Annotated in this window: 15 protein-coding genes; 7 read left to right on the top strand and 8 right to left on the bottom strand. The window is 72.1% G+C overall.

What is annotated here, in order from left to right; genetic code table 11:
• Positions 1-50: 50 nt before the first annotated feature.
• The 5 genes from ABZU25_RS10250 to ABZU25_RS10230 all read left to right on the top strand — a co-directional run bounded on the left by ABZU25_RS10250 (position 51) and on the right by ABZU25_RS10230 (position 6,094).
• Positions 51-356: a hypothetical protein gene (locus tag ABZU25_RS10250; RefSeq protein WP_355029004.1), complete on the top strand. Its 306-nt coding sequence runs from the start codon at positions 51-53 to the stop codon at positions 354-356.
• Positions 353-745, top strand: coding sequence for a hypothetical protein (locus ABZU25_RS10245; RefSeq protein ID WP_355029003.1), 393 nt, complete (start codon positions 353-355; stop codon positions 743-745). The genes ABZU25_RS10250 and ABZU25_RS10245 overlap by 4 nt, the downstream gene beginning before the upstream one ends.
• Positions 746-886: 141 nt before the next feature.
• On the top strand, positions 887-2,287 hold the full coding sequence (locus tag ABZU25_RS10240; RefSeq protein WP_355029002.1) for a trehalose-6-phosphate synthase: 1,401 nt from the start codon (positions 887-889) through the stop codon (positions 2,285-2,287).
• A 41-nt stretch (positions 2,288-2,328) separates the two neighbouring features.
• On the top strand, positions 2,329-4,890 hold the full coding sequence (gene otsB / locus ABZU25_RS10235; protein WP_355029042.1) for a trehalose-phosphatase: 2,562 nt from the start codon (positions 2,329-2,331) through the stop codon (positions 4,888-4,890).
• A gap of 1,006 nt (positions 4,891-5,896) precedes the next feature.
• Positions 5,897-6,094 (top strand): hypothetical protein, encoded by a 198-nt coding sequence (locus ABZU25_RS10230; protein ID WP_355029001.1) that lies wholly within the window; start codon positions 5,897-5,899, stop codon positions 6,092-6,094.
• Here the strand turns inward: ABZU25_RS10230 and ABZU25_RS10225 are convergent.
• The 4 genes from ABZU25_RS10225 to cobC all read right to left on the bottom strand — a co-directional run bounded on the left by ABZU25_RS10225 (position 6,091) and on the right by cobC (position 10,919).
• Positions 6,091-7,311, bottom strand: a complete 1,221-nt coding sequence (locus ABZU25_RS10225; protein ID WP_355029000.1) for an MFS transporter — start codon at positions 7,309-7,311, stop codon at positions 6,091-6,093. The genes ABZU25_RS10230 and ABZU25_RS10225 overlap by 4 nt on opposite strands.
• Positions 7,312-7,397: 86 nt before the next feature.
• On the bottom strand, positions 7,398-8,648 hold the full coding sequence (gene cobA, locus ABZU25_RS10220; protein ID WP_355028999.1) for a uroporphyrinogen-III C-methyltransferase: 1,251 nt from the start codon (positions 8,646-8,648) through the stop codon (positions 7,398-7,400).
• Positions 8,649-8,688: 40 nt separating this feature from the next.
• Positions 8,689-9,834, bottom strand: a complete 1,146-nt coding sequence (locus tag ABZU25_RS10215; protein WP_355029041.1) for a nicotinate-nucleotide--dimethylbenzimidazole phosphoribosyltransferase — start codon at positions 9,832-9,834, stop codon at positions 8,689-8,691.
• Positions 9,834-10,919, bottom strand: coding sequence for an Rv2231c family pyridoxal phosphate-dependent protein CobC (gene cobC / locus ABZU25_RS10210; protein WP_355028998.1), 1,086 nt, complete (start codon positions 10,917-10,919; stop codon positions 9,834-9,836). The genes ABZU25_RS10215 and cobC overlap by 1 nt, the downstream gene beginning before the upstream one ends.
• Before the next feature lie 121 nt (positions 10,920-11,040).
• Between cobC and ABZU25_RS10205 the strand changes: the two genes are divergently transcribed.
• Positions 11,041-13,170 carry a transglycosylase domain-containing protein gene (locus tag ABZU25_RS10205; protein WP_355028997.1) on the top strand — a complete coding sequence of 710 codons (2,130 nt, stop codon included), beginning with the start codon at positions 11,041-11,043 and terminating at the stop codon, positions 13,168-13,170.
• A 34-nt stretch (positions 13,171-13,204) separates the two neighbouring features.
• Here ABZU25_RS10205 and ABZU25_RS10200 read toward each other — a convergent pair whose 3' ends face one another.
• Positions 13,205-14,608 (bottom strand): cobyrinate a,c-diamide synthase, encoded by a 1,404-nt coding sequence (locus ABZU25_RS10200; protein ID WP_355028996.1) that lies wholly within the window; start codon positions 14,606-14,608, stop codon positions 13,205-13,207.
• Positions 14,609-14,779: 171 nt separating this feature from the next.
• Here ABZU25_RS10200 and ABZU25_RS10195 point away from each other — a divergent pair, with 171 nt between their 5' ends.
• Entirely contained in the window at positions 14,780-15,601 is an 822-nt protein-coding gene (locus ABZU25_RS10195; RefSeq protein WP_355028995.1) for an SURF1 family protein, read from the top strand.
• A gap of 43 nt (positions 15,602-15,644) precedes the next feature.
• Here the strand turns inward: ABZU25_RS10195 and ABZU25_RS10190 are convergent, their stop codons facing one another.
• The 3 genes from ABZU25_RS10190 to ABZU25_RS10180 all read right to left on the bottom strand — a co-directional run bounded on the left by ABZU25_RS10190 (position 15,645) and on the right by ABZU25_RS10180 (position 19,049).
• Positions 15,645-17,237: an ATP-dependent DNA ligase gene (locus ABZU25_RS10190; protein ID WP_355029040.1), complete on the bottom strand. Its 1,593-nt coding sequence runs from the start codon at positions 17,235-17,237 to the stop codon at positions 15,645-15,647.
• Between the two features lie 183 nt (positions 17,238-17,420).
• The gene (locus ABZU25_RS10185) at positions 17,421-17,627 is read right to left on the bottom strand and encodes a hypothetical protein (protein WP_030333429.1); all 207 of its coding nucleotides are present in this window, start codon (positions 17,625-17,627) and stop codon (positions 17,421-17,423) included.
• Positions 17,628-17,705: 78 nt separating this feature from the next.
• Positions 17,706-19,049, bottom strand: a complete 1,344-nt coding sequence (locus ABZU25_RS10180) for a dipeptidase (RefSeq protein WP_355029039.1) — start codon at positions 19,047-19,049, stop codon at positions 17,706-17,708.
• Positions 19,050-19,069 lie beyond the last annotated feature (20 nt).

Raw genomic sequence — 19,069 nt, 5'->3', positions numbered from 1 at the left:
CGCGGGCGAGCCTCCTTGCCAGAGCCGGTAAGGCAAATTACGGTTTTGGTATGACCAAGAAGATCACCATCAGCCTGCCTGATGATCTCGCTGAACGGCTCACTCAGGAACCGAACGCTTCCGCCTATGTGGCGGAATCACTGCGACGCCGGGTGGCCGGAGAAAGGACCCGGGAGATCCTGCGGAGCGTCGGCTTCAAGCTCACTGACGAGGGGTTGGCGCGGGCGCAGGTCGAGATGGACCAGCTAGAGGCGAGCATCACGCCGGAGCTGCGCATCGAGGCTGCCCGGCTGCAGGGTGAGGTCCTGGCAGCACGCGACAAGTTTCGCGCAGCACGCGCCAAGGCTCGCCGGTGATCGCTTTCGGCCTCGCGCTGGACACCACCGCGCTGCTCGCTTACTCCTCGACAGAGCTGGACGTCGGGCACCGGATCGCGAAGGCCGCCGACCGCGGCCGGCAGGTGCTTGTCCCAGCCTTGTGCCTCGCAAACGCACATCAACGGGCGACCCCCGCGCAGTGGGAGATGCTCGAGCTACTCGGCGCACTTCCGCATATTCAGGTCACCCCCGTCGAGGGGGACATGTGCGGCCATCTCGGCGGCTGGTCGCGTCGCATGGAGGGCCGGATGGACCTGGCCCAGCTCGCCATCGACGCCGCTACCCACCCCGTCGTACCGATCATGACGGATCGGCGGGAGTTGCTCGGTGAGGTGTTGCCCAAGGAATGGCCGATCATCGACCTCTGAGCTGACCTGTCGACAAGATCACCTTCAGGATTTCGAGGAGTACGAGGCGGGTAGGAGACTCCGGCGCGGGGCACCAGACGCCGCAGCTACGCTCAGTACGCTCATGGCGGTGGACCCGTCAGTACCCGGAGGTGGCCGATCGTGACCGTCCGTAGCTCCTTTGTCGTAGTGGCGAACCGTCTGCCGGTCGACGAGGTGAGCACTCCCGAGGGCCGACAGTGGCGACGCAGCCCTGGCGGGCTGGTCACCGCGCTGCACCCAGTGCTCGCCGAACACCAGGGCACCTGGGTCGGCTGGGCCGGTGGCACCGGTGCCGCCCCCGAGCCGTTCGACCTGGAGGGGATCCGGCTGCACCCGGTCCCGCTGAGCGCCGAGGAGCTGGAGCGCTACTACGAGGGCCAGTCCAACGCGACGATCTGGCCGCTCTACCACGACGCGGTCGAGACACCGGCCTACAAGCGCCGCTGGCGCGAGGCGTACCGCCTGGTCAACGCACGGTTCGCGGAGGCCGCTGCGGACGTGGCGGCCGAGGGCGCGACGGTCTGGGTGCAGGACTACCAGCTTCAGTTGGTCCCGGCGATGCTCCGTGAGCTGCGCCCGGACCTGCGGATCGGGTTCTTCCTGCACATCCCGTTCCCGCCGATCGAGCTGTTCATGCAGATGCCGTTCCGCACCGAGATCCTGCGCGGCCTGCTCGGTGCCGACCTGGTCGGCTTCCAGCAGCGGCTGGCCGCACAGAACTTCGTCCGGCTGGCCCGGCACCTGCTCGGGCTGCGCTACGAGGGGCAGATGATCCAGGTCGACGGTCGGCAGGTGAAGGCGGGCGCCTTCCCCATCTCGATCGACACCCAGGAGATGGAGCGGATGGCCGCCGACCCGGCGATCCAGGCTCGGGCCAAGCAGATCCGCGCCGAGTTGGGCGACCCGAAGACGATAATCCTGGGCGTGGACCGGCTGGATTACACCAAGGGCATCGAGTTGCGACTCAAGGCCTTCCGCGAACTGCTGGCTGACGGAAAGTTGACAGTTCCCGACGCGGTTATGGTGCAGGTGGCCACGCCCAGCCGCGAGCGAGTCGAGCACTACCAGGCACTTCGGGTCAAGGTCGAGCGCGAGGTTGGCCGGATTAATGGTGAATTCGGCCGGGTCGGCGTGCCGGCCGTGCATTACCTGCATCAGTCGTACAGTCGCAGTGAACTGGCCGCGATGTACGTTGCCGCCGACGTGATGATGGTGACACCGCTACGCGACGGCATGAACCTGGTAGCCAAGGAGTACGTGGCGTCGCGCGCCGACCAGGGTGGCGCGCTCGTGCTCAGTGAGTTCGCTGGCGCCGCAACGGAGCTGCGTCAGGCATTTCTGTGTAACCCGCACGACCCGGACGCGGTCAAGGACGCCCTGCTCCGGTCAGTGCACGTGGAGAAAACCGAGGCACGCCGCCGGATGCGGACAATGCAACGTCACCTGCGTACCCACGACGTGGGCCACTGGGCCAAGTCTTTCCTCTCCGAACTCGGAGTTCCCGAGGCGGAGGCCGAGTGAACACGACAGTCAACGATGGAGCCGCGATCGCCACCGGGGTGATGGACCCCGAGCTGCGCTCCGCCATCGGCCGGATCGCCCGGGTCCCCCAACTCCTGGTCGCCTGCGACTACGACGGCACACTGGCGCCGATCGTGGAGGACCCGAGCACAGCCGTACCGCTGCCCGAGTCGGTTGCCGCGGTCCGCGCGCTCGCCGCGCTACCCCAGACCACAGTGGCGGTCGTCTCCGGCCGGGCGCTGCGCGACCTGGCCGCACTGTCCCGGCTGCCCAGCGAGGTGCACCTCGTCGGCAGCCACGGCTCCGAGTTCGACATCGGCTTCGTCGAGCGGCTCTCCCCCGAGTTGGTGGCGGTGCGCACCCGGGTCCGCAACGCGCTGCGCGAGATCGCCGCCGAGCACCAGGGCATCCGGCTGGAACGCAAACCGGCAAGCGTGGCCATGCACACCCGAGGGGTCGACCCGCAGGTCGCCGCCGCCGCCATCGAGGCGGTCCGCAACGGCCCGGCCACCTTCGACGGTGTCACAGTGACCCAGGGCAAGGAGGTCATCGAGCTTTCCGTCGTGGCCACCCACAAGGGCACCGCACTCGACCAACTGCGGACCCAGCTCGCCTCCAGCGCGGTGCTGTTCATCGGCGACGACGTCACCGACGAGAACGCGTTCGGCCACCTGCACGGTCCCGACCTCGGCATCAAGATCGGCCCCGGGGACACCCAGGCCAGCTACCGGGTAGCCGACCCGTTGGAGGCCGCCCGCGCGCTGGCGCTGCTGCTGGAGACCCGGCGGCACTGGCTGTTCGGCGAGCGGGCGGTGCCGATCGAGCGGCACTCCATGCTGGCCAACGGTCGTACCGTCGCTCTGCTCACCCCCGAAGCCAAGGTGAGCTGGCTCTGCCACCCCAAGCCGGACTCGGCGGCGATCTTCGCCGACCTGGTGGGTGGCAGCCCGGCCGGTCACTTCAGCGTCGCCCCGGAACGCGGCGGCATCCCACTGGGCCAGCGCTACCGCTCCGGCACGATGACCGTGGAGACCCGGTGGTCCGGGCTCACCGTCACCGACTGGCTGGACAAGCCGGCCCGGGAGACCACCCCGGACGGCCCCACTGTCGTCACCGGCGACTCGACTCTGATCCGGGTGCTCACCGGCAGCGGCAAGGCCCGGGTGGAGTTCGCACCGAGGCCCGAGTTCGGTCAGGTCGCCGTGCAGTTGCAGCCACTCGGCGACGGCCTGCTGGTGCTCGGCTCCAACGAGCCGATCGCGCTCTACGCCCCCGGTCTGCAGTGGGAGGTCGGCAACGACGGCGGGTACGAGACCGCCAAGGCGATCGTCGACCTGTCCGCCGCCGGTGGGCAGGTCGTGCTGGAGCTGCGCTTCGGCACGCACAGCCTGGAACACCACCGGGTGCCGATCCACGAGCGGCAGGCCGCGGCCGAGCAGCCGTGGAAGGACTGGGTGGCCTCGCTGCGGCTGCCGTCCACCGCCCGGGACCTGGTCGCCCGCAGCGCGCTCACCCTGCGTGGGCTCTGCCACGAGGCCACCGGCTCGATCCTGGCCGCGGCGACCACCTCGCTCCCCGAGGAGCTGGGCGGCGTCCGCAACTGGGACTACCGCTACTGCTGGCTGCGCGACGCCGCGCTGACCGCCCGCTCGCTCGTCGACCTGGGTTCCATCGAGGAGGCCGAGGCGCTGCTGCGCTGGGTGGACGGCTGCATCGAGCGCACCGGCGGCCACCCCGAGCGTCTGCACCCGCTCTACACCATCGACGGGTACGAACTGGGCGCCGAGGCGGTCATCGACACGCTGCCCGGGTACGCCGGCTCCCGGCCGGTCCGGGTCGGCAACCTCGCCAACCACCAGCTCCAGCTCGACGTCTTCGGCCCGATCGCCGACCTGATCGCGGCCGTCGCCGACGCTCGCGGCTCGGTCCGCGACGACGAGTGGCGGGTCCTGGAAAACATGGTCGAGGCGGTCCGCCGCCGTTGGCACGAGCCCGACCACGGCATCTGGGAGGCGCGGCTGCCACCACGGCACCACGTCTTCTCCAAGGTGATGTGCTGGATGACCGTCGACCGGGCGCTGCACGTGATGCGCGAGCACGGCGGCGAGGACCGGCCCGAGTGGAAGGACCTGCGCGACCGGATCGGCGCCAACGTCCTGGAGCAGGGTTGGCACTCCGACGTCGAGGCGTACAGCGTCGCGTACGGGGACGAGGACATGGACGCCTCGTCACTCTGGATCGGGCTCTCCGGCCTGCTCCCGGGTGACGACCCGCGCTTCCTGTCCACAGTCCTGCGCATCGAGGCGGACCTGCGCAGCGGCCCGGTCGTCTACCGCTACCACTGGGACGACGGCCTGCCCGGCCGCGAGGGCGGCTTCCACATCTGCACGGCGTGGCTGATCGAGGCGTACCTGCGCACCGGCCGCCGCACCGACGCCGAGGAGCTGTTCGCACAGATGGTGCTCACCGCCGGTCCGACCGGGCTGCTCCCCGAGCAGTACGATCCGCTCGCCGAGCGCGGGCTGGGCAACCACCCGCAGGCGTACAGCCACCTCGGTCTGATCCGCTGCGCCCTGCTGCTGGACAACATGCTCAAGCAGTAGCTCGACAGCACGTACGACGACGGGGCCGGAGGCGCTTGCGCTTCCGGCCCCGACGTCGCTCCGCCCTGGCCCAGTCGATCGAGCCGCCTCGGCTGGTTCCGGTCACCCGAGCACCACCGTAACGTTGCGACCGGCAGATTCGCGTATTCGTTCGGGGCAGGGTCTTTCTCGGCGCGCCAGCCGCCGCCGCGAACCACGGTCCATGGCCGGAACAGGTTAACGCCAGCACCGGAATCCGCCGATGTCGGTGAAGCTGTTGAGGCTACTGGGATGAGCGTCCACCTTCCGCCGAAATGAGGGTGACAAGTGATTGCCACTCCTCGGACGCGGCAAGGATCTACCGTTTCTCGGCTGGTCGTCCCGGCCGACGTGACGACGGAAGCCGCTCGTGGCAGGTGCACGGTCGCGGACAGGTGCACGGTCGCGGACAGGTGCACGGTCGCGGACAGGTGCACGGTCGCGGACAGGTGCACGGTCGCGGACAGGTGGCGGGATGGATGCGGTGATCCTGGCGTGGACCGCACGACCGTCTCGACCGGTACGGATCGGGCCCGGCGTGTCGCGTGCTGCGCTCGGCGGGCGTCTACAGCGGCTGGCGAATGGTCAGCTGAACGGCCGGCTGCCCGCGCACTCGCGGGACCCCGACGCTGGGCGTGACGTCGTCGCAGCCCCCATGCGCGATGACGCTCATGATCCCGGCGAAACGTCTCAGCGGCGGGTGAATGGTTGCGCCGTGCAGCCCGGTCACGCATAGCGGCCAGTTCAGAGGTGCTGAACAATTGAAGCTGCCGCATCCATTTATTATCCCGCGACCCGTACATATTGTCCGCCCCTAATGGGGGTCGACCACGCCATTTATTCAGGTGCGGTTGCCAAGGCAGATGGCGCTGCGAGATCGATCACAGGACATTCGCCGCGGGGCGCGCAGGTGCACTCTCAAGCCGGGGGATCGTGATCATGGCTCGATGAGTGCCTGTCTGGCGTAATGGCTGTTCATCGTTCGGGCTTGGTGGCGGCGTCGGCGGATGGACCAGAGCAGGGCGTCGGTGTGGCGGCGAGCGGGTTCGATGATCAGGATGTTGAACAGGTGGCGTGGCTCGTTGACGGTCAGCGCGATCAGCCCGGCCGGGTCGGGCTGATCGCGGTGGGCGGCGGCGAGGAAGGCGTGGGCGAGGATCGCCAGGATGGTCCAGCGGTGCGCTAGCGGGCGAGCTCGTCCTCGACGAACGCGGGCCTTGCAAGCGTGATCGCCGGGATGGTCGCCACGAGGGCGACAGCGAGCAGAAACAGCAGCGGCAGGGTCCATCCGCCGCTCACGTCGTGCAGCAGCCCGACGAGCAGCGGACCGAGCGCGCCGAGCGCGTACGCGACCCCCTGGGCGAAGCCGCTCAGCGCGACGGTGCCGCCGTGGGTTCGGGTGCGAACGTTGATGAGCACGAGGCAGACCGGGAACAGGATCGACCCCGAGCCGATGAGCAGCACCCAGAGCAGTGTGAGTGTCGCGGGCGCGAGCAGCAGGCCGAGGTAGCCAAGCACGAAGCTCGCGATACCGGCGGCGATCAGCCAGCCGACATTGCGCAGCCGCGCGACGAGTAGGGGCGCGATGAGTGCGCCGGGCACGCTGATGATGCCGGTGACGGCGAGCAGCACACCGGCCTCGGTCCGCGTCGAGCCGGCGATGTCGCCGAGGATCTCGGGCAGCCACGCGAAAGCCGCGTAGGTGCAGATCGTGCTGGTCGAGAATACGACGGTGATCGACAGGGCCACGCGCGACCGCCACAGTCGCGTGACGAGGGCGGGAGGCGGGGACTCAACAGCGACGGCATCCGAGAGTCGCTGGCGGCGCTCCCGCGCGATGATGACGAGCCACGGAACGAGCGCGACTACCGAGGTCACCGACCAGATGCCGAGCGAGAACCGCCAGCCGATCTGCTCGGCGACCGGAGCGGCGACCGCGGCGGGCACGGCCGTGCTCACGCCCACGATGCAGACGTAGACGGCGGTCAGCAACGCTACCCGGTCGGGGAAGTAGCGCCGCACGATCGGCGGCAGCAGCACATTGCCGATGCCCGTACCGGCGAGCGCGACGACACTGCCGACGAGCAGCACCGCGAAGCCCGGGGCGAACGCGCGCACGAGATGGCCGAGGGTCATGAGCAGCAGCGCGAGCACGATGCCGCCGTCGAGGCCGAAGCCGCGGGCGACGCGCGGCGCCATGAACCCGGATGCCGCTAACAAGATCGGTGGCAACGTGCCGAGCAGCCCGACGCCGATGTTCGATATCGGGATGTCCACCCGGATGTCGCCGAGGATCGGCGATATCGCCGCAACTGCCTGGCGCAGGGTGAGTGCGACGAGCACGATGCCCAGCAGCGCGGCCGTGCGTCCCGCCCACAGCGGAAAGGGGCGGTGCTCGGACATCCCCCGAGTCTAGTTACTCCAGCCGGATCGTGATCATGGCTCGATGAGTGCCTCTCTGGTAGCGCCGGAGCCCCCACGCCGAGCTCTCACCCGTCGAGTGCCCCCACCACGTCGCCCACCACCACGACTGCGGGTGGGCGCAGGTCGGCCGCGAGCACGTCGGCGGCCACCGCGTCGAGCGTGGAGCGCAGCACCCGCTGGGCGCCCGTCGTGCCCTCCTGGACGACGGCGGCCGGCGTCTGCGGCGACCGGCCGTGCGCGATGAGGGTGGCCGTGATGGCGGCGAGGTTCTTGAGCCCCATCAGGATCACCAGGGTGCCGCGCAGGCCGGCGAGGGCCTCCCAGCGCACCAGCGAGGTTGGCGAGTCGGGTGCCACGTGCCCGGAGACCACTGTGAACTCGTGCGCCACCCCCCGGTGGGTCACCGGTATCCCGGCCGCGGCCGGCGCGGCGATCGAGCTGGTCACCCCCGGCACGACTGTCACCGGTACGCCGGCCTCCGCACACGCCAGCAACTCCTCACCGCCTCGACCGAAGACGTACGGGTCGCCGCCCTTGAGCCGCACGACGAACGCACCGGCCAGCGCGCGGTCGACCAGGATCTGGTTGATCTCCTCCTGCGCCCGGGACGGTCCATAGGGGATCTTCGAAGCGTCCACCAGCTCGACGTCGGGGCGCAACTCGTCCAGGAGCAGGCCGGGCACCAGCCGGTCGGCGACCACCACGTCGGCCTCGGTGAGCAGCCGCCAACCCCGCACGGTGATCAGCTCCGGGTCACCCGGCCCCGCCCCGACCAGTGCCACCCGCCCGGTCTGCCGCCCGCCGGTCGGCTCGGTCGCGGCGTCGGGCCGGCTCTGCGTCGGAGCGATTCCGTCCGATGCCAGGCGGACGGCGAGGAGGTCGCGGATCGCGTCGCGGACGGTCATCGCCCGGCGGGGGTCGCCGCCGCCGAGCACCGCCACGGTGACCGGGCCGTGCCGGGTCACCGCCGGGGTCCAGGCGGTGGCGGCCGTCCGGTCGTCGGCCCGGACACAGAAGATCCGCCGCTCGGCGGCGACGGCGCTCACCGAAGCCGCCGCTATCGGGTCGTCGATCGCCACCTGGACCAGCCACGCGCCGTCCAGGTCCTCCGGGGCGAATCGGCGCGGCACCCAGTGCAGCCGACCCGCGTCGACCCGGGCGCGCAGCGCCGGGGTCAGCTCCGGGGCCACCAGCAGGACGTCCGCGCCAGCGTCCAGCAGCGCGGGCACCCGCCGGGTGGCGACCGCGCCGCCGCCCACCACGACCACCCGCCGGCCGGCGAGCCGCAAACCGAGGGGGTACGGATTGGAGGTCACGCCGCACCACCGGGGCGGACGGCTCGCTCGCTGCGCCTTGTCACTTCTCGGCCACCCCGGCGGAGTCGAAGGTGGCCACCTCGTGCAGCACCCGGACCGCGCCGCTGACCACGGGCAGCGCCAGCAGCGCGCCGGTGCCCTCGCCGAGGCGCAGCCCCAGGTCGATCAGCGGGTCGAGGCCGAGGTGCCGCAGTGCCACCGTCGCACCGGGCTCGGCCGAACGGTGCCCGGCGACCATGGCGCAGACCGCGTCCGGGGCGAACGCGGCGGCGGCGAGCGCGGCCGAGACCGCGATCACGCCGTCCAGCAGCACCGGCGTGCGGCGGGCGGCGGCACCCAGGATCAGCCCTGCGAGGGCGGCGTGCTCCAGGCCGCCGACGGCGGCCAGCACGCCGAGGGGGTCGGCCGGGTCGGGCGCGTGCCGGGTCAGCGCGGTGCGCACCACGGCAACCTTGTGCGCGTAGGTGGGGTCGTCGATGCCGGTGCCCCGACCGGTGGCGTCGAGCGGATCGGCACCGGTGAACGCGGCGATCAGCGCGGCGGCCGGGGTGGTGTTGCCGATGCCCATGTCACCGGTGAGCAGGATGCCGGCTCCGGCGTCGATCAGCTCGTTGGCGATCCGGATGCCGGTCCGCACCGCCGCCAGCGCCTCGTCCCGGGTGAGTGCGGCGGTGACCGTGAAGTCGCGAGTGCCCCGGCGGACCGACGCGACAACCAGCCGAGGCACGGCCGGGTCGAGCACCGCCGGGTCAAGGACGGTCGGATCGAGCACCGCCGGATCGAGCACCGCCGGATCGAGCACCGCCGGATCGGCGGCGGGCTGGGCGGGCAGCGGGTTGGCCACCCCGACGTCGACCACGGTGACCGACGCGCCGGCCTGCCGGGCGAACGCGTTGACCACCGCCCCGCCGGCCAGGAAGTTGCCGATCATCTGCCCGGTGACCTCCTGCGGCCAGGGGCTCACCCCCTGGGCGTGCACCCCGTGGTCGCCCGCGAAGATCGCCACCGCGGCCGGCTCGGGCAGCGGTGGCGGGCAGGCCCCGGCCAGGCCGGCGAGGCGTACCGACAGCTCCTCCAACGCGCCCAGCGAGCCCGCCGGCTTGGTCAGCCGGCCGTGCAGCTCGCGGGCGGCGGCCATTGCCGCTTCGTCCGCCGGTCGGATCGCCGCGATCGTGGTCTCCAGCATCATGCCTCCATGGTCTCGCGCAGCGCCTCGATGAACGCGTCGGTCGTGCTTCGGTCGCGTACCGCCACCCGCAGCCAGTCCGGCCCGAGGCCGGGGAAGGTGTCGCCCCGGCGTACCGCCCAGCCGCGCTCGCGCAGGGCGGCTCGGATCGCTGTGGCGCCCGGCAGGTGCAGCAGGACGAACGCGCTGGCCGGGCGGCCGACGACGCGTACACCGGGCAGGTCGGCGAGGCGGGCGACCAGGTGGTCGCGGTCGGCGGCGAGATCGGCGGCGATGGCGCGCTCGGCCTGGACCGCGACGTCGGTGGCGCAGGCCGACGCGGCGGCCAGCGCGGGCGTGGAGACGGCCCAGAGCGGCTGGACGGCGGCCAGCCGGGTCAGCAGGTCCGCAGCGCCGAGCAGGTAGCCGATCCGGAGGCCGGCCAGGCCCCACGTCTTGGTGAGGCTGCGCAGCACGAGCAGACCGGGCAGGTCGCGCCGCTCGGCCAGCGACTCCGGTTCGCCGGGGTGCCCGGGGGCGATGGTGGTGTCGGCGAACGCCTCGTCGACCACCAGCACCCGGCCGGGGCGGGCCAGCGCGGCCAGCGTCCGCGCGGGGTGCAGCACCGAGGTCGGGTTCGTGGGGTTGCCGATCATCACCAGGTCAGCGTCGGCGGGCACCCGGGACGGGTCAAGTCGGAAGTCGTCGGCGGGGTCGAGCAGCACCCGCTCGACCTGGTGCCCGGCGGCCCGCAGCGCCGCCTCCGGCTCGGTGAACTGGGGGTGCACCACCACCGGCCGGCGCACCCCGCGCAGCGCCTGGGCGATCAGCACGAAGCCCTCGGCGGCGCCGGCGGTGAGCAGCACCTCGTTCGGGTGACGGCGGTGTCGGGCGGCGACGGCCGTCCGGGCCGGCGTCGGGTCCGGGTAGTGGGCCAGCTCGGTCAGGGTCGCGGCGATCGGGCCGGCCAGCCAGGCGGGAGCCGCTGCGTGCCGGACATTGACGGCGAGGTCGATCAGCCCGTCGCCGACCTCCGCGTCGCCGTGGTGCGCGAGGTCCGGCTCGACCCCGGCGGCGGCGACCATCCCGGTCGGCTGATCTGACATGTCCGCGATCCTGCCGGGAAGGTGGCCGGTGGGACAGCGGATCTCGGCGTAAGCCGCGTCACCACTCGCCGGTTTAAGAGTTCTTCTCAGGTACGAATCGGAAATGTCATAACTTGGCCATGTGAGTAACCGACCCCTTACTGCCGCTGGTCGCCTCGTTCCTCTCCTTCGCGCCGGACTGATCGCCGGAATCGTGATCGCCGCCGCCGCGTACCCACTGGTCGCCCTCACCGGGCTCGGCGCGAAGGCCACCGCGCACGCCGTGGAGCAGAAAACCAGAGTCCTGACCACCGCCCTGCCCGCCGAGACCTCCTACGTCTACGCCCCGGACGGCAAGACCGTGCTGACCATGTTCTACGAGGAGTACCGGCAGTACACCAAGCTGTCGGACATGTCCCCGAACATCCAGCAGGCGATCGTCGCCGCCGAGGACTCCCGCTTCTACCAGCACCACGGCGTCGACCCGAAGGGCGTGGCCCGCGCCTTCGTGTCCAACGCCCGCTCCGGCGGCTCCCAGGGCGCGTCGACCCTGACCATGCAGTACGTCCGGATGGCCCTGCGGGACAGCGCGACAACGCCCAAGGAGGTCCAGGAAGCCACCCAGCAGACCAGCCTGCGCAAGGTCAAGGAGATGCGGATGGCGCTGGACCTGGAGAAGGAGCTGAGCAAGGAGCAGATCCTGGAGCGCTACCTCAACTCGGCGTACTTCGGGCACCGGGCGTACGGCATCTACGCGGCCAGCGAGATCTTCTTCTCCAAGACCCCGAAGGACCTCACCCCGGTCGAGGCCGCCACCCTCGCCGGGCTGGTCAAGTCCCCGTCGGAGTACGACCCGGCCGACTCCGACCAGAAGGACGCCACCGGGCGGCGGGACTACGTGCTGGACCGGATGAGCCAGCTCGGTTACCTCTCCCCCGACTCGGCCGCCGCCGCCAGGTCCGAGCCGATCCGGCTGAAGCTGACCACCCCGCCGCACGACTGCGCCGCGGTGGCGGAGAAGTACAACAGCTGGGGTTTCGCCTGCGACTACCTGAAGAACTGGTGGAGCGCGCAGCCGGCCTTCGGCGCGAACCCGCTGGAACGGATGGACAAGCTGCGCCGGGGCGGCTACCGGATCGTGCTCAGCCTCGACCCGAAGATCCAGGAGGCGGCGGAGAAGAACGTCGGCAGCAAGGAGGCCACCGGCAGCCCGTTCGCCAACGGGATCGTGGTCTCCGAGCCCGGCACCGGCCGGGTGAAGGCGATGGCGGTGAACCGGACGTACTCGCTGGACCTCAGCGAGAACCCGCAGAGTTCCAACCCCGAGGCCGGACCGAAGGTGAAGGCCAACTACCCGAACACTGTGGCGCCGCTGCTCGGCGGCGGTGACCTGGCGGGCTACCAGGCCGGGTCGACGTTCAAGATGTTCCCGATGCTCGCCGCGCTGGACTCGGGGATGACGCTGTCCACCTCGTTCAACGCCCCCTACCGGTACAAGTCGGCGGTCTTCGACGGTTGGGCGCCCTCCAACGCCAGCGCCGCGATGACCGGCCAGCAGACCATGTGGTCCGGCTTCGGCAAGTCGGTGAACACGTACTTCGTGTGGCTGGAGGAGAAGGTCGGCGCGGACCGGGCGGTCCGGTTGGCCGAGCAGCTCGGGCTGCGGTGGCGCACCGACGTCGACCGGGAACAGGCGTCCCCGACCAAGGTGAAGAAGTGGGGCGCGTTCACCCTTGGCGTCTCCGACGCCACCCCGCTGGAGATGGCGAACGCCTACGCCGCCATCGCCGCCGACGGCCGCTACTGCGAGGCGATCCCGGTGCAGTCGATCATGAACCGGGACGGCACGCCCGCCACGTACGCCACAGCGGCCGGCATCCATCGCGAGGTGGCCAAGCCCCGCTGTCGGCAGGTGGTCAGCGCGGACGCCGCTCGGGCGGCCACCGACGCCGCCCGCTGCCCGACCGGAGACACCCCGGCGCGTGGCAGCTGCGGCGGCTGGTCCACCGCCGACAGCGTGCGGGGCACTGTCGGCCGCCCGGTGGCCGGCAAGACCGGCACCACCGACAGCACCCGGTCCGCCTGGTTCGTCGGCTACACCCCGGAGCTGGCCGCGGCGAGCTTCATCTCCGACCCGGACAACCCGTTCAACGCCGTCGGCGACGGGCAGTCCCAGATTCCCATCGCGGCGGTCGCCGAGACCCTGCGGGACGGCCTGAAGGGCACACCGACCCGCCAGTTCACCCCACCGTCGGACGCGATCGTCGGCTGACCCGGCGAGGGTGACGCACCGCCACCCGAGGGGGTCAGGCGGGCACCCCGCCGGACTCCGCGGGCACCGCCTCGACCGTCGGGTCGGCCGCCGCCGCGGCGACCAACCGGGCGGCCGTGGCCGGATGACCGGCCCAGTGCAGGGTGAGCTGCGAGGCGTGCACGTTGCGCCAGACGAAGCCCTCCGGCGTGCCGCCCTCCCAGCTCCACGCCGGGCGCTGACCAGCGCGGGGGGTGAGCACCGCCCGGTGCGCCTTGTGGCCGACCAGCACCGTGCCGTGGGCGGCGACCACGCTGTCGGTCTGGGCGGTCGCCTCCCGGTAACCGGCCACCAGGCCGTCCCGACTGACCCCGACCGCGTCGAGGACCCCGCACATCGGCAGCCCGTCCAACTCGCGGGCCAACCAGAGCAACCCGGTGCCCTCGGCGATCACCGGACGCCCGGTCCGCGCCAACTCGGCCACCGCGATGCAGAGCCGCCGGTTGGCCGACAACTGCTCGGCGTACGCCTCGGGCAACGCGCCCCCGACGACCAGCGCGCGGGTGCCGACCGGCAGCGCCTCGTCGCGCAGCGGATCGACGGTGACGACCTCGGCGCCGGCGGCCCGCAGCAGCTCGGCGGTCTCCGGGTGGCTGAAGCTGCCGCCCGGCCCACCGGCCAGTGCCACCAGCGGGCGGTCCGCCGGGGCGGTGAACCCGCCGAGGACCTCCTCGGCGGACCAGGCCGGGGCCGGCAGCGGCGGGGCCGAGCGGGCCAGCCCGAGCAGCCGCTCCAGATCGACAGTGGCGGCGACGGCCTCGCCCAGCCGGCGAACCGCTCGGACGGCGTCGGCTGACCCGTCGACCACCGGCGCCACACCGTGCCGCCGCGACGGCAGCACCGCCGGCAGGTCGTGCCGACGCAGCGCACCGTAGACCGGCACGCCCACGTCGTCCAACGCCTCGCGCAGCATGCCCTCGTGCCGCGAGGAAGCCACCCGGTTGAGGATCACCCCGCCGAGCCACAACTGCTCGTCGTACGAGCGGAAACCATGCACCAGGGCCGCCACCGACTGACCCATCGCGGCCACATCGACGACGAGCACCACCGGGCTGCGCAGCGCGGCGGCCGCGGCGGCGGTGGACTCCTGCTCGGGGTGGCCACCGACCGAGTCGTACAGCCCCATGCTGCCCTGCACCACGGCGAGCCCGGCGCCGGCCGCGCCGTGCGCCACCAGCGGGGCGAGCCGGTCGGTGCCGACCAGCCGGGGATCGATCACCCGACCTGGCCGACCGGCGGCCAGGCCGAGGTACGCGGCGTCGACGTGGTCCGGCCCGAGCTTGAACCCGGCGACGTCGACCCCACGCTCAGCCAGGGCGGCGAGCAGCCCGATCGCCAGCGCGTTCTTACCGTGCCCGGAGGACGGCGCGCTGAGCACCAGGCGCGGCACGACGGTCATCATCGACTCCTCGCGAGCGGCGGCGGGTACGCGACGGGGACGACCGGGGCCGATCCGTCGGCGTGACGATACCCGTCCGGCGGGAGACGCGAGCACCGCCAACCGGGGTCGGCGGCACGGTCCTGGCCCGGTCCAGGTCAGTGGCCCCGGTCATACGGGTAGCCTCGTGCTGTGTACCGGTTCCTGCTGAGCCCACGCTGGCTGGGCGCTCTCGCGCTGACCCTGGTCGCCGCCGCCGTGATGGTGTTCCTCGGCAACTGGCAGCTGGACCGCTACCGGGGGCGTACCGAGGTCAACGAGCGGATCGACGCGGGCCTGCGGATGGGTCCGGCACCGCTGGCCGGTGCTCTGCGTGCCCCCACCGGCGGCGCGGGGACGGTCGGCCCCGCGCCGGCCGAGGAGAAGGTCTGGACCCGGGTCACCGTCACCGGCCGGTACGACCCGACGAACACCGTGCTGGTCCGTGGTCGGACGGTGGACAGCCGGGTCGGCTTCGAGGTGCTCACCCCACTGGTGCTCCCGGACGGCGCGGCCCTGCTTGTGGATCGGGGTTGGATCCCGCCGGCGCCGGGTGGGGCGACCGCCCAGCCGACGGTGCCCGCCGTGCCGACCGGCGACGTGACGGTGGTCGGCCGGGTGCACGAGACCGAGAGCGGCGCCGGCGCGGTGGCGCGACGCGACGGGCGACTGGAGATCCGGCGGATCGGCGTGTCGCGACTCGCCGGCGAGCTGCCCTACCCCGTCTACGGCGCCTACCTGCTGCTCGACGAGCAGACGCCGGCGGCCGACCCGGTGTTCAAGGCGGTGCCCGTCGGGCACGCCAACAACTGGCAGAACTTCGGCTACGTCGTGCAGTGGTGGCTCTTCGCGGTGATGTCCCTGTTCGGCTACGGCTGGGTGGCGCGCCGGGAGGCCCGCCGCGCCGCCGGGATCGGCGTCACAGCGGCCCCGCTGGACCGGGCCGCCGAGCCGACGCCGAGCGCGACCGCCTGAACGGGGACACTCCGGCCGGCTCCGACCCGGGCCGGTTGACCGGTCAGCCGGTCGGTCGGCCGGTGTGGATGGCCCGCACGGCGTCGATGGTGTCCGCCTCGGCGGCGGACTTGTCGTCGCGATACCGCACCACCCGGGCGAACCGCAGCGCCATCCCCCCGGGATAGCGCGAGCTGGTCTGCACCCCGTCGAAGGCGATCTCCACCACCTGCTCGGGGCGGACCCGCACCACCCAGTCGCCGCGCTCCACGGCGAGGTCGAGGAAACGCTCGGTCTGCCAGCGCAGCAACTCGTCGGTGAGCCCCTTGAACGTCTTGCCGAGCATGACGAAGCCACCCGTGTGCGGGTCACGTGCCCCCAGGTGCAGGTTGGACAGCCAGCCCTTGCGCCGGCCACTGCCCCACTCGACGGCGAGCACCACCAGGTCGAGGGTGTGCCGGGGCTTGACCTTGACCCAGGCGGCACCGCGCCGACCAGCGTCGTAGGGTGCGTCCGGCGCCTTGACCACCACGCCTTCCTGCCCAGCGTCGAGGGCGGCGGCGAACGCGGCGGCGGCCTGCTCCGGGCCGTCGACCTCCATCCGCCCGACCAGCAGCGACGAATCCACAGCACCGGCGAGGGCGGCCCACCGCTCCCGGCCGGGCAGGTCGATCAGATCCTGACCGTCGAGGTGCAGCAGGTCGAAGAAGTACGGAGTGAGCACCGTCGCGCCCGTGCTGGCGGCCGCCGCGAGCACCGCCGGGGCGACAGGTGTGCGCCCGGTGGTGCTCGGGGTGGTGCGTCGGGCGGCCCGGCTCGACGTCTGCTGGAACGGCAGCGGTCGCCCCGTCTCGTCGAGGCCGATCGCCTCGCCGTCGAGCACCAACTCCCGCCCCGGCAGGGCCCGGACCGCGGCCACCACCTCGGGCACCCGGCTGGTGATCTCGTCGAGGCTGCGGGTGAAGACGGCGATGTCCGCGCCGGAGCGGTGCACCTGGATGCGGATGCCGTCGAGCTTCACGTCGACCACCGCCGGGGTGCCCGTCGCGGCGAGCGCCTCGTCGACCGAGGGCGCGCTCTGCGCCAGCATCGGCGCCAACGGTCGGCCGACCCGCAGGCCGAAGCCGGCCAGCTCGGCCGCTCCTCCGGCCAGCGCGGCCACCGCCACGGCGCGCAGGTCACCGGCGAGCAGCAGCGCCCGGCGGACCGCTGCCACCGGCACGTCGGCGGCCCGCGCCACCGCGTCGGCGAGAAGCCCGGCCTGGGCACCCTGCCGCAGCTCACCGCTGAACAGACCGGTGAGCAGACGCTGCTCGTCGGCCGTCGCCGCCGCGTAGAGGGCACCGAGCAGCGCCCGACGCCGAGCCTGCGAACCTGTGCCGTGCACCGCGGCGATCTGCTCGATGGCCGCGTCGACGGCGGCCACGGTCAGCGTCGGCTCGGCGGCCGGTGGCGGCAGGTCACGAAGGCTCGCATAGCCCACCCCGGTCTGCCGTTGGCGCAGCTCACCCGCGAGGTAGCCGGCGCCGGGCTCGACCTCGGCCGGGTCGAGCCGGCGCAACGCGTCAGCGAGCAGCTCCACCTTGGCCCGCCGGCCGCTGGTGGCGCCGACGGCCGCCGACGTCGCTGCCAGGTCGAGGAACCGCACGCCGCCCATCCTGCCAGTCACCTCCGACACCGCCCGGGCATTGCCGTGCCCGGGCGGTGTCGGCAGGGTGCCGCCCGCTCACGCGGACGCGGACGACGGATCAGGGCCTGTTTCATGAGGGCGGTCGAGCCGAGGCGGAGTCCGGGCGGCGATCCGGCAAGGCGCCGCCGGCCAGTCCTCGTGAAACGGGCCCTAGGCGGAGACGGGCTCCTCGATGCGCAACCCCCGCGCGCGGACCTCGCCAGCGACCCGGGAGAGCACCGAGTCGAGGGCGACCAGAGCGGCGGAGAGCTCACCGAGCTGTTCGTTGAGCGTGTCCTCGGACCACGCGGAGACGTCGACATCTCCCAGTGCGCTGACAGCGGCCCCCAACCGGGCCATCACCTCGTTCGTACTCATGTACGAAAGGCTATAACAGCTGACCATCCGACACGCCGTAAACTCGCAGATCAGGCCCCAAAATCGCCGTTCCGACACCTAACTGCCCGCAGCGGCCACCTTGCCCAGCAGCAGCGCCTCGGCGAGACAGACCCTGGCGAACTCCCCCAGGTGCAGACTCTCGTTCGGGCCGTGCGCACGGGCGTGCGGATCCTCCACGCCGGTGACCAGGATCGCCGCCTTCGGGAACATCTCCTGGAAGGTGGCGATGAACGGGATCGAGCCGCCGACGCCGATGTCCACCGGGTCCGTACCGTCCCACGCGGCCCGGAAGGCCGAACGGGCGGCGTCGAACATCGGCCCGGACGCGTCGATCACGCACGGGTCGCCGTCGTGCTCGAAACTGACAGTCACCTGGGCGCCCCACGGCGCGTGCTGCTCCAGGTGCGCGCGCACCGCCGCGTACGCCCGCTTGGGGTCGTCGCCCGGGGCGAGCCGGATGCTGAGCTTCGCCTTCGCGGCCGGCACCAGGGCGTTCGGTGCCTCGCCGGTGGCCGGGGCGTCGATGCCGAGCACCGCCAGCGCCGGCTTGGTCCAGAGCCGGTCGGTGATCCGGCCGGTACCGATGAACCGCACACCCTCGGCCAACCCGGACTCGGCCCGGACCCGGTCCTCGGGATAGTCGACGGTGGCGCCCTCCCGGCCGACCAGCCCGGCCACCGCCACGTCACCGGCGTCGTCGTGCAGCGTCGCCAGCAACCGGACCAGCGCGGTGAGCGCGTCCGGCACCGCGCCGCCGAACATGCCGCTGTGCACCGCGTGGTCCAGCGTGCGCACCTCGACGAAGCAGTTGACGATGCCGCGCAGCGAGGTGGTCAACGCTGGTACGCCGATGTCCCAGTTGCCGGAGTCGGCGATCACGATGACGTCCGAGGCGATCTCGTCACGGTGCTCGGCGAGCAGCCGCTCCAGCGAGTCGGAGCCGTACTCCTCCTCACCCTCGATGAAGAGCACCACACCCACCGGCAGCGCGTCCCCGTACGCCCGCAACGCCGCGACGTGCGCCATGATGCCGGCCTTGTCGTCGGCCGCACCCCGGGCGTAGAGCCGGCCGTCCCGTTCCACCGGCTCGAACGGATCGGACTCCCACAGCGACCGGTCGCCGACCGGCTGCACGTCGTGGTGGGCGTAGAGCAGCACGGTGGGCGCACCGGGCGGGGCGGCCCGACGGCCGATCACCGCCGGCTGACCGCCGGAACGCACGATGTCGACGTCCAGGCCGCAGCCGCGCAGCAACTCGGCGACCGCCTCGGCGGAGCGTTCCACGTGCGAGTGGTCGAAGCCCTCGAAGGCGATGCCGGGGATGCGGACGAGGCGTTCCAGGTCGGCCCGTACGCCGGGCATCTCCCGCTCGACGGCGGCCCGCACCTCGGACTCGGACATGATCGGTGAGGTCATGACCG

Origin of the sequence: Micromonospora sp. NPDC005215, assembly GCF_040607915.1 — a bacterium.
Taxonomy (GTDB): domain Bacteria; phylum Actinomycetota; class Actinomycetes; order Mycobacteriales; family Micromonosporaceae; genus Micromonospora.
This window is presented reverse-complemented; position numbering and strand designations above follow the sequence as displayed.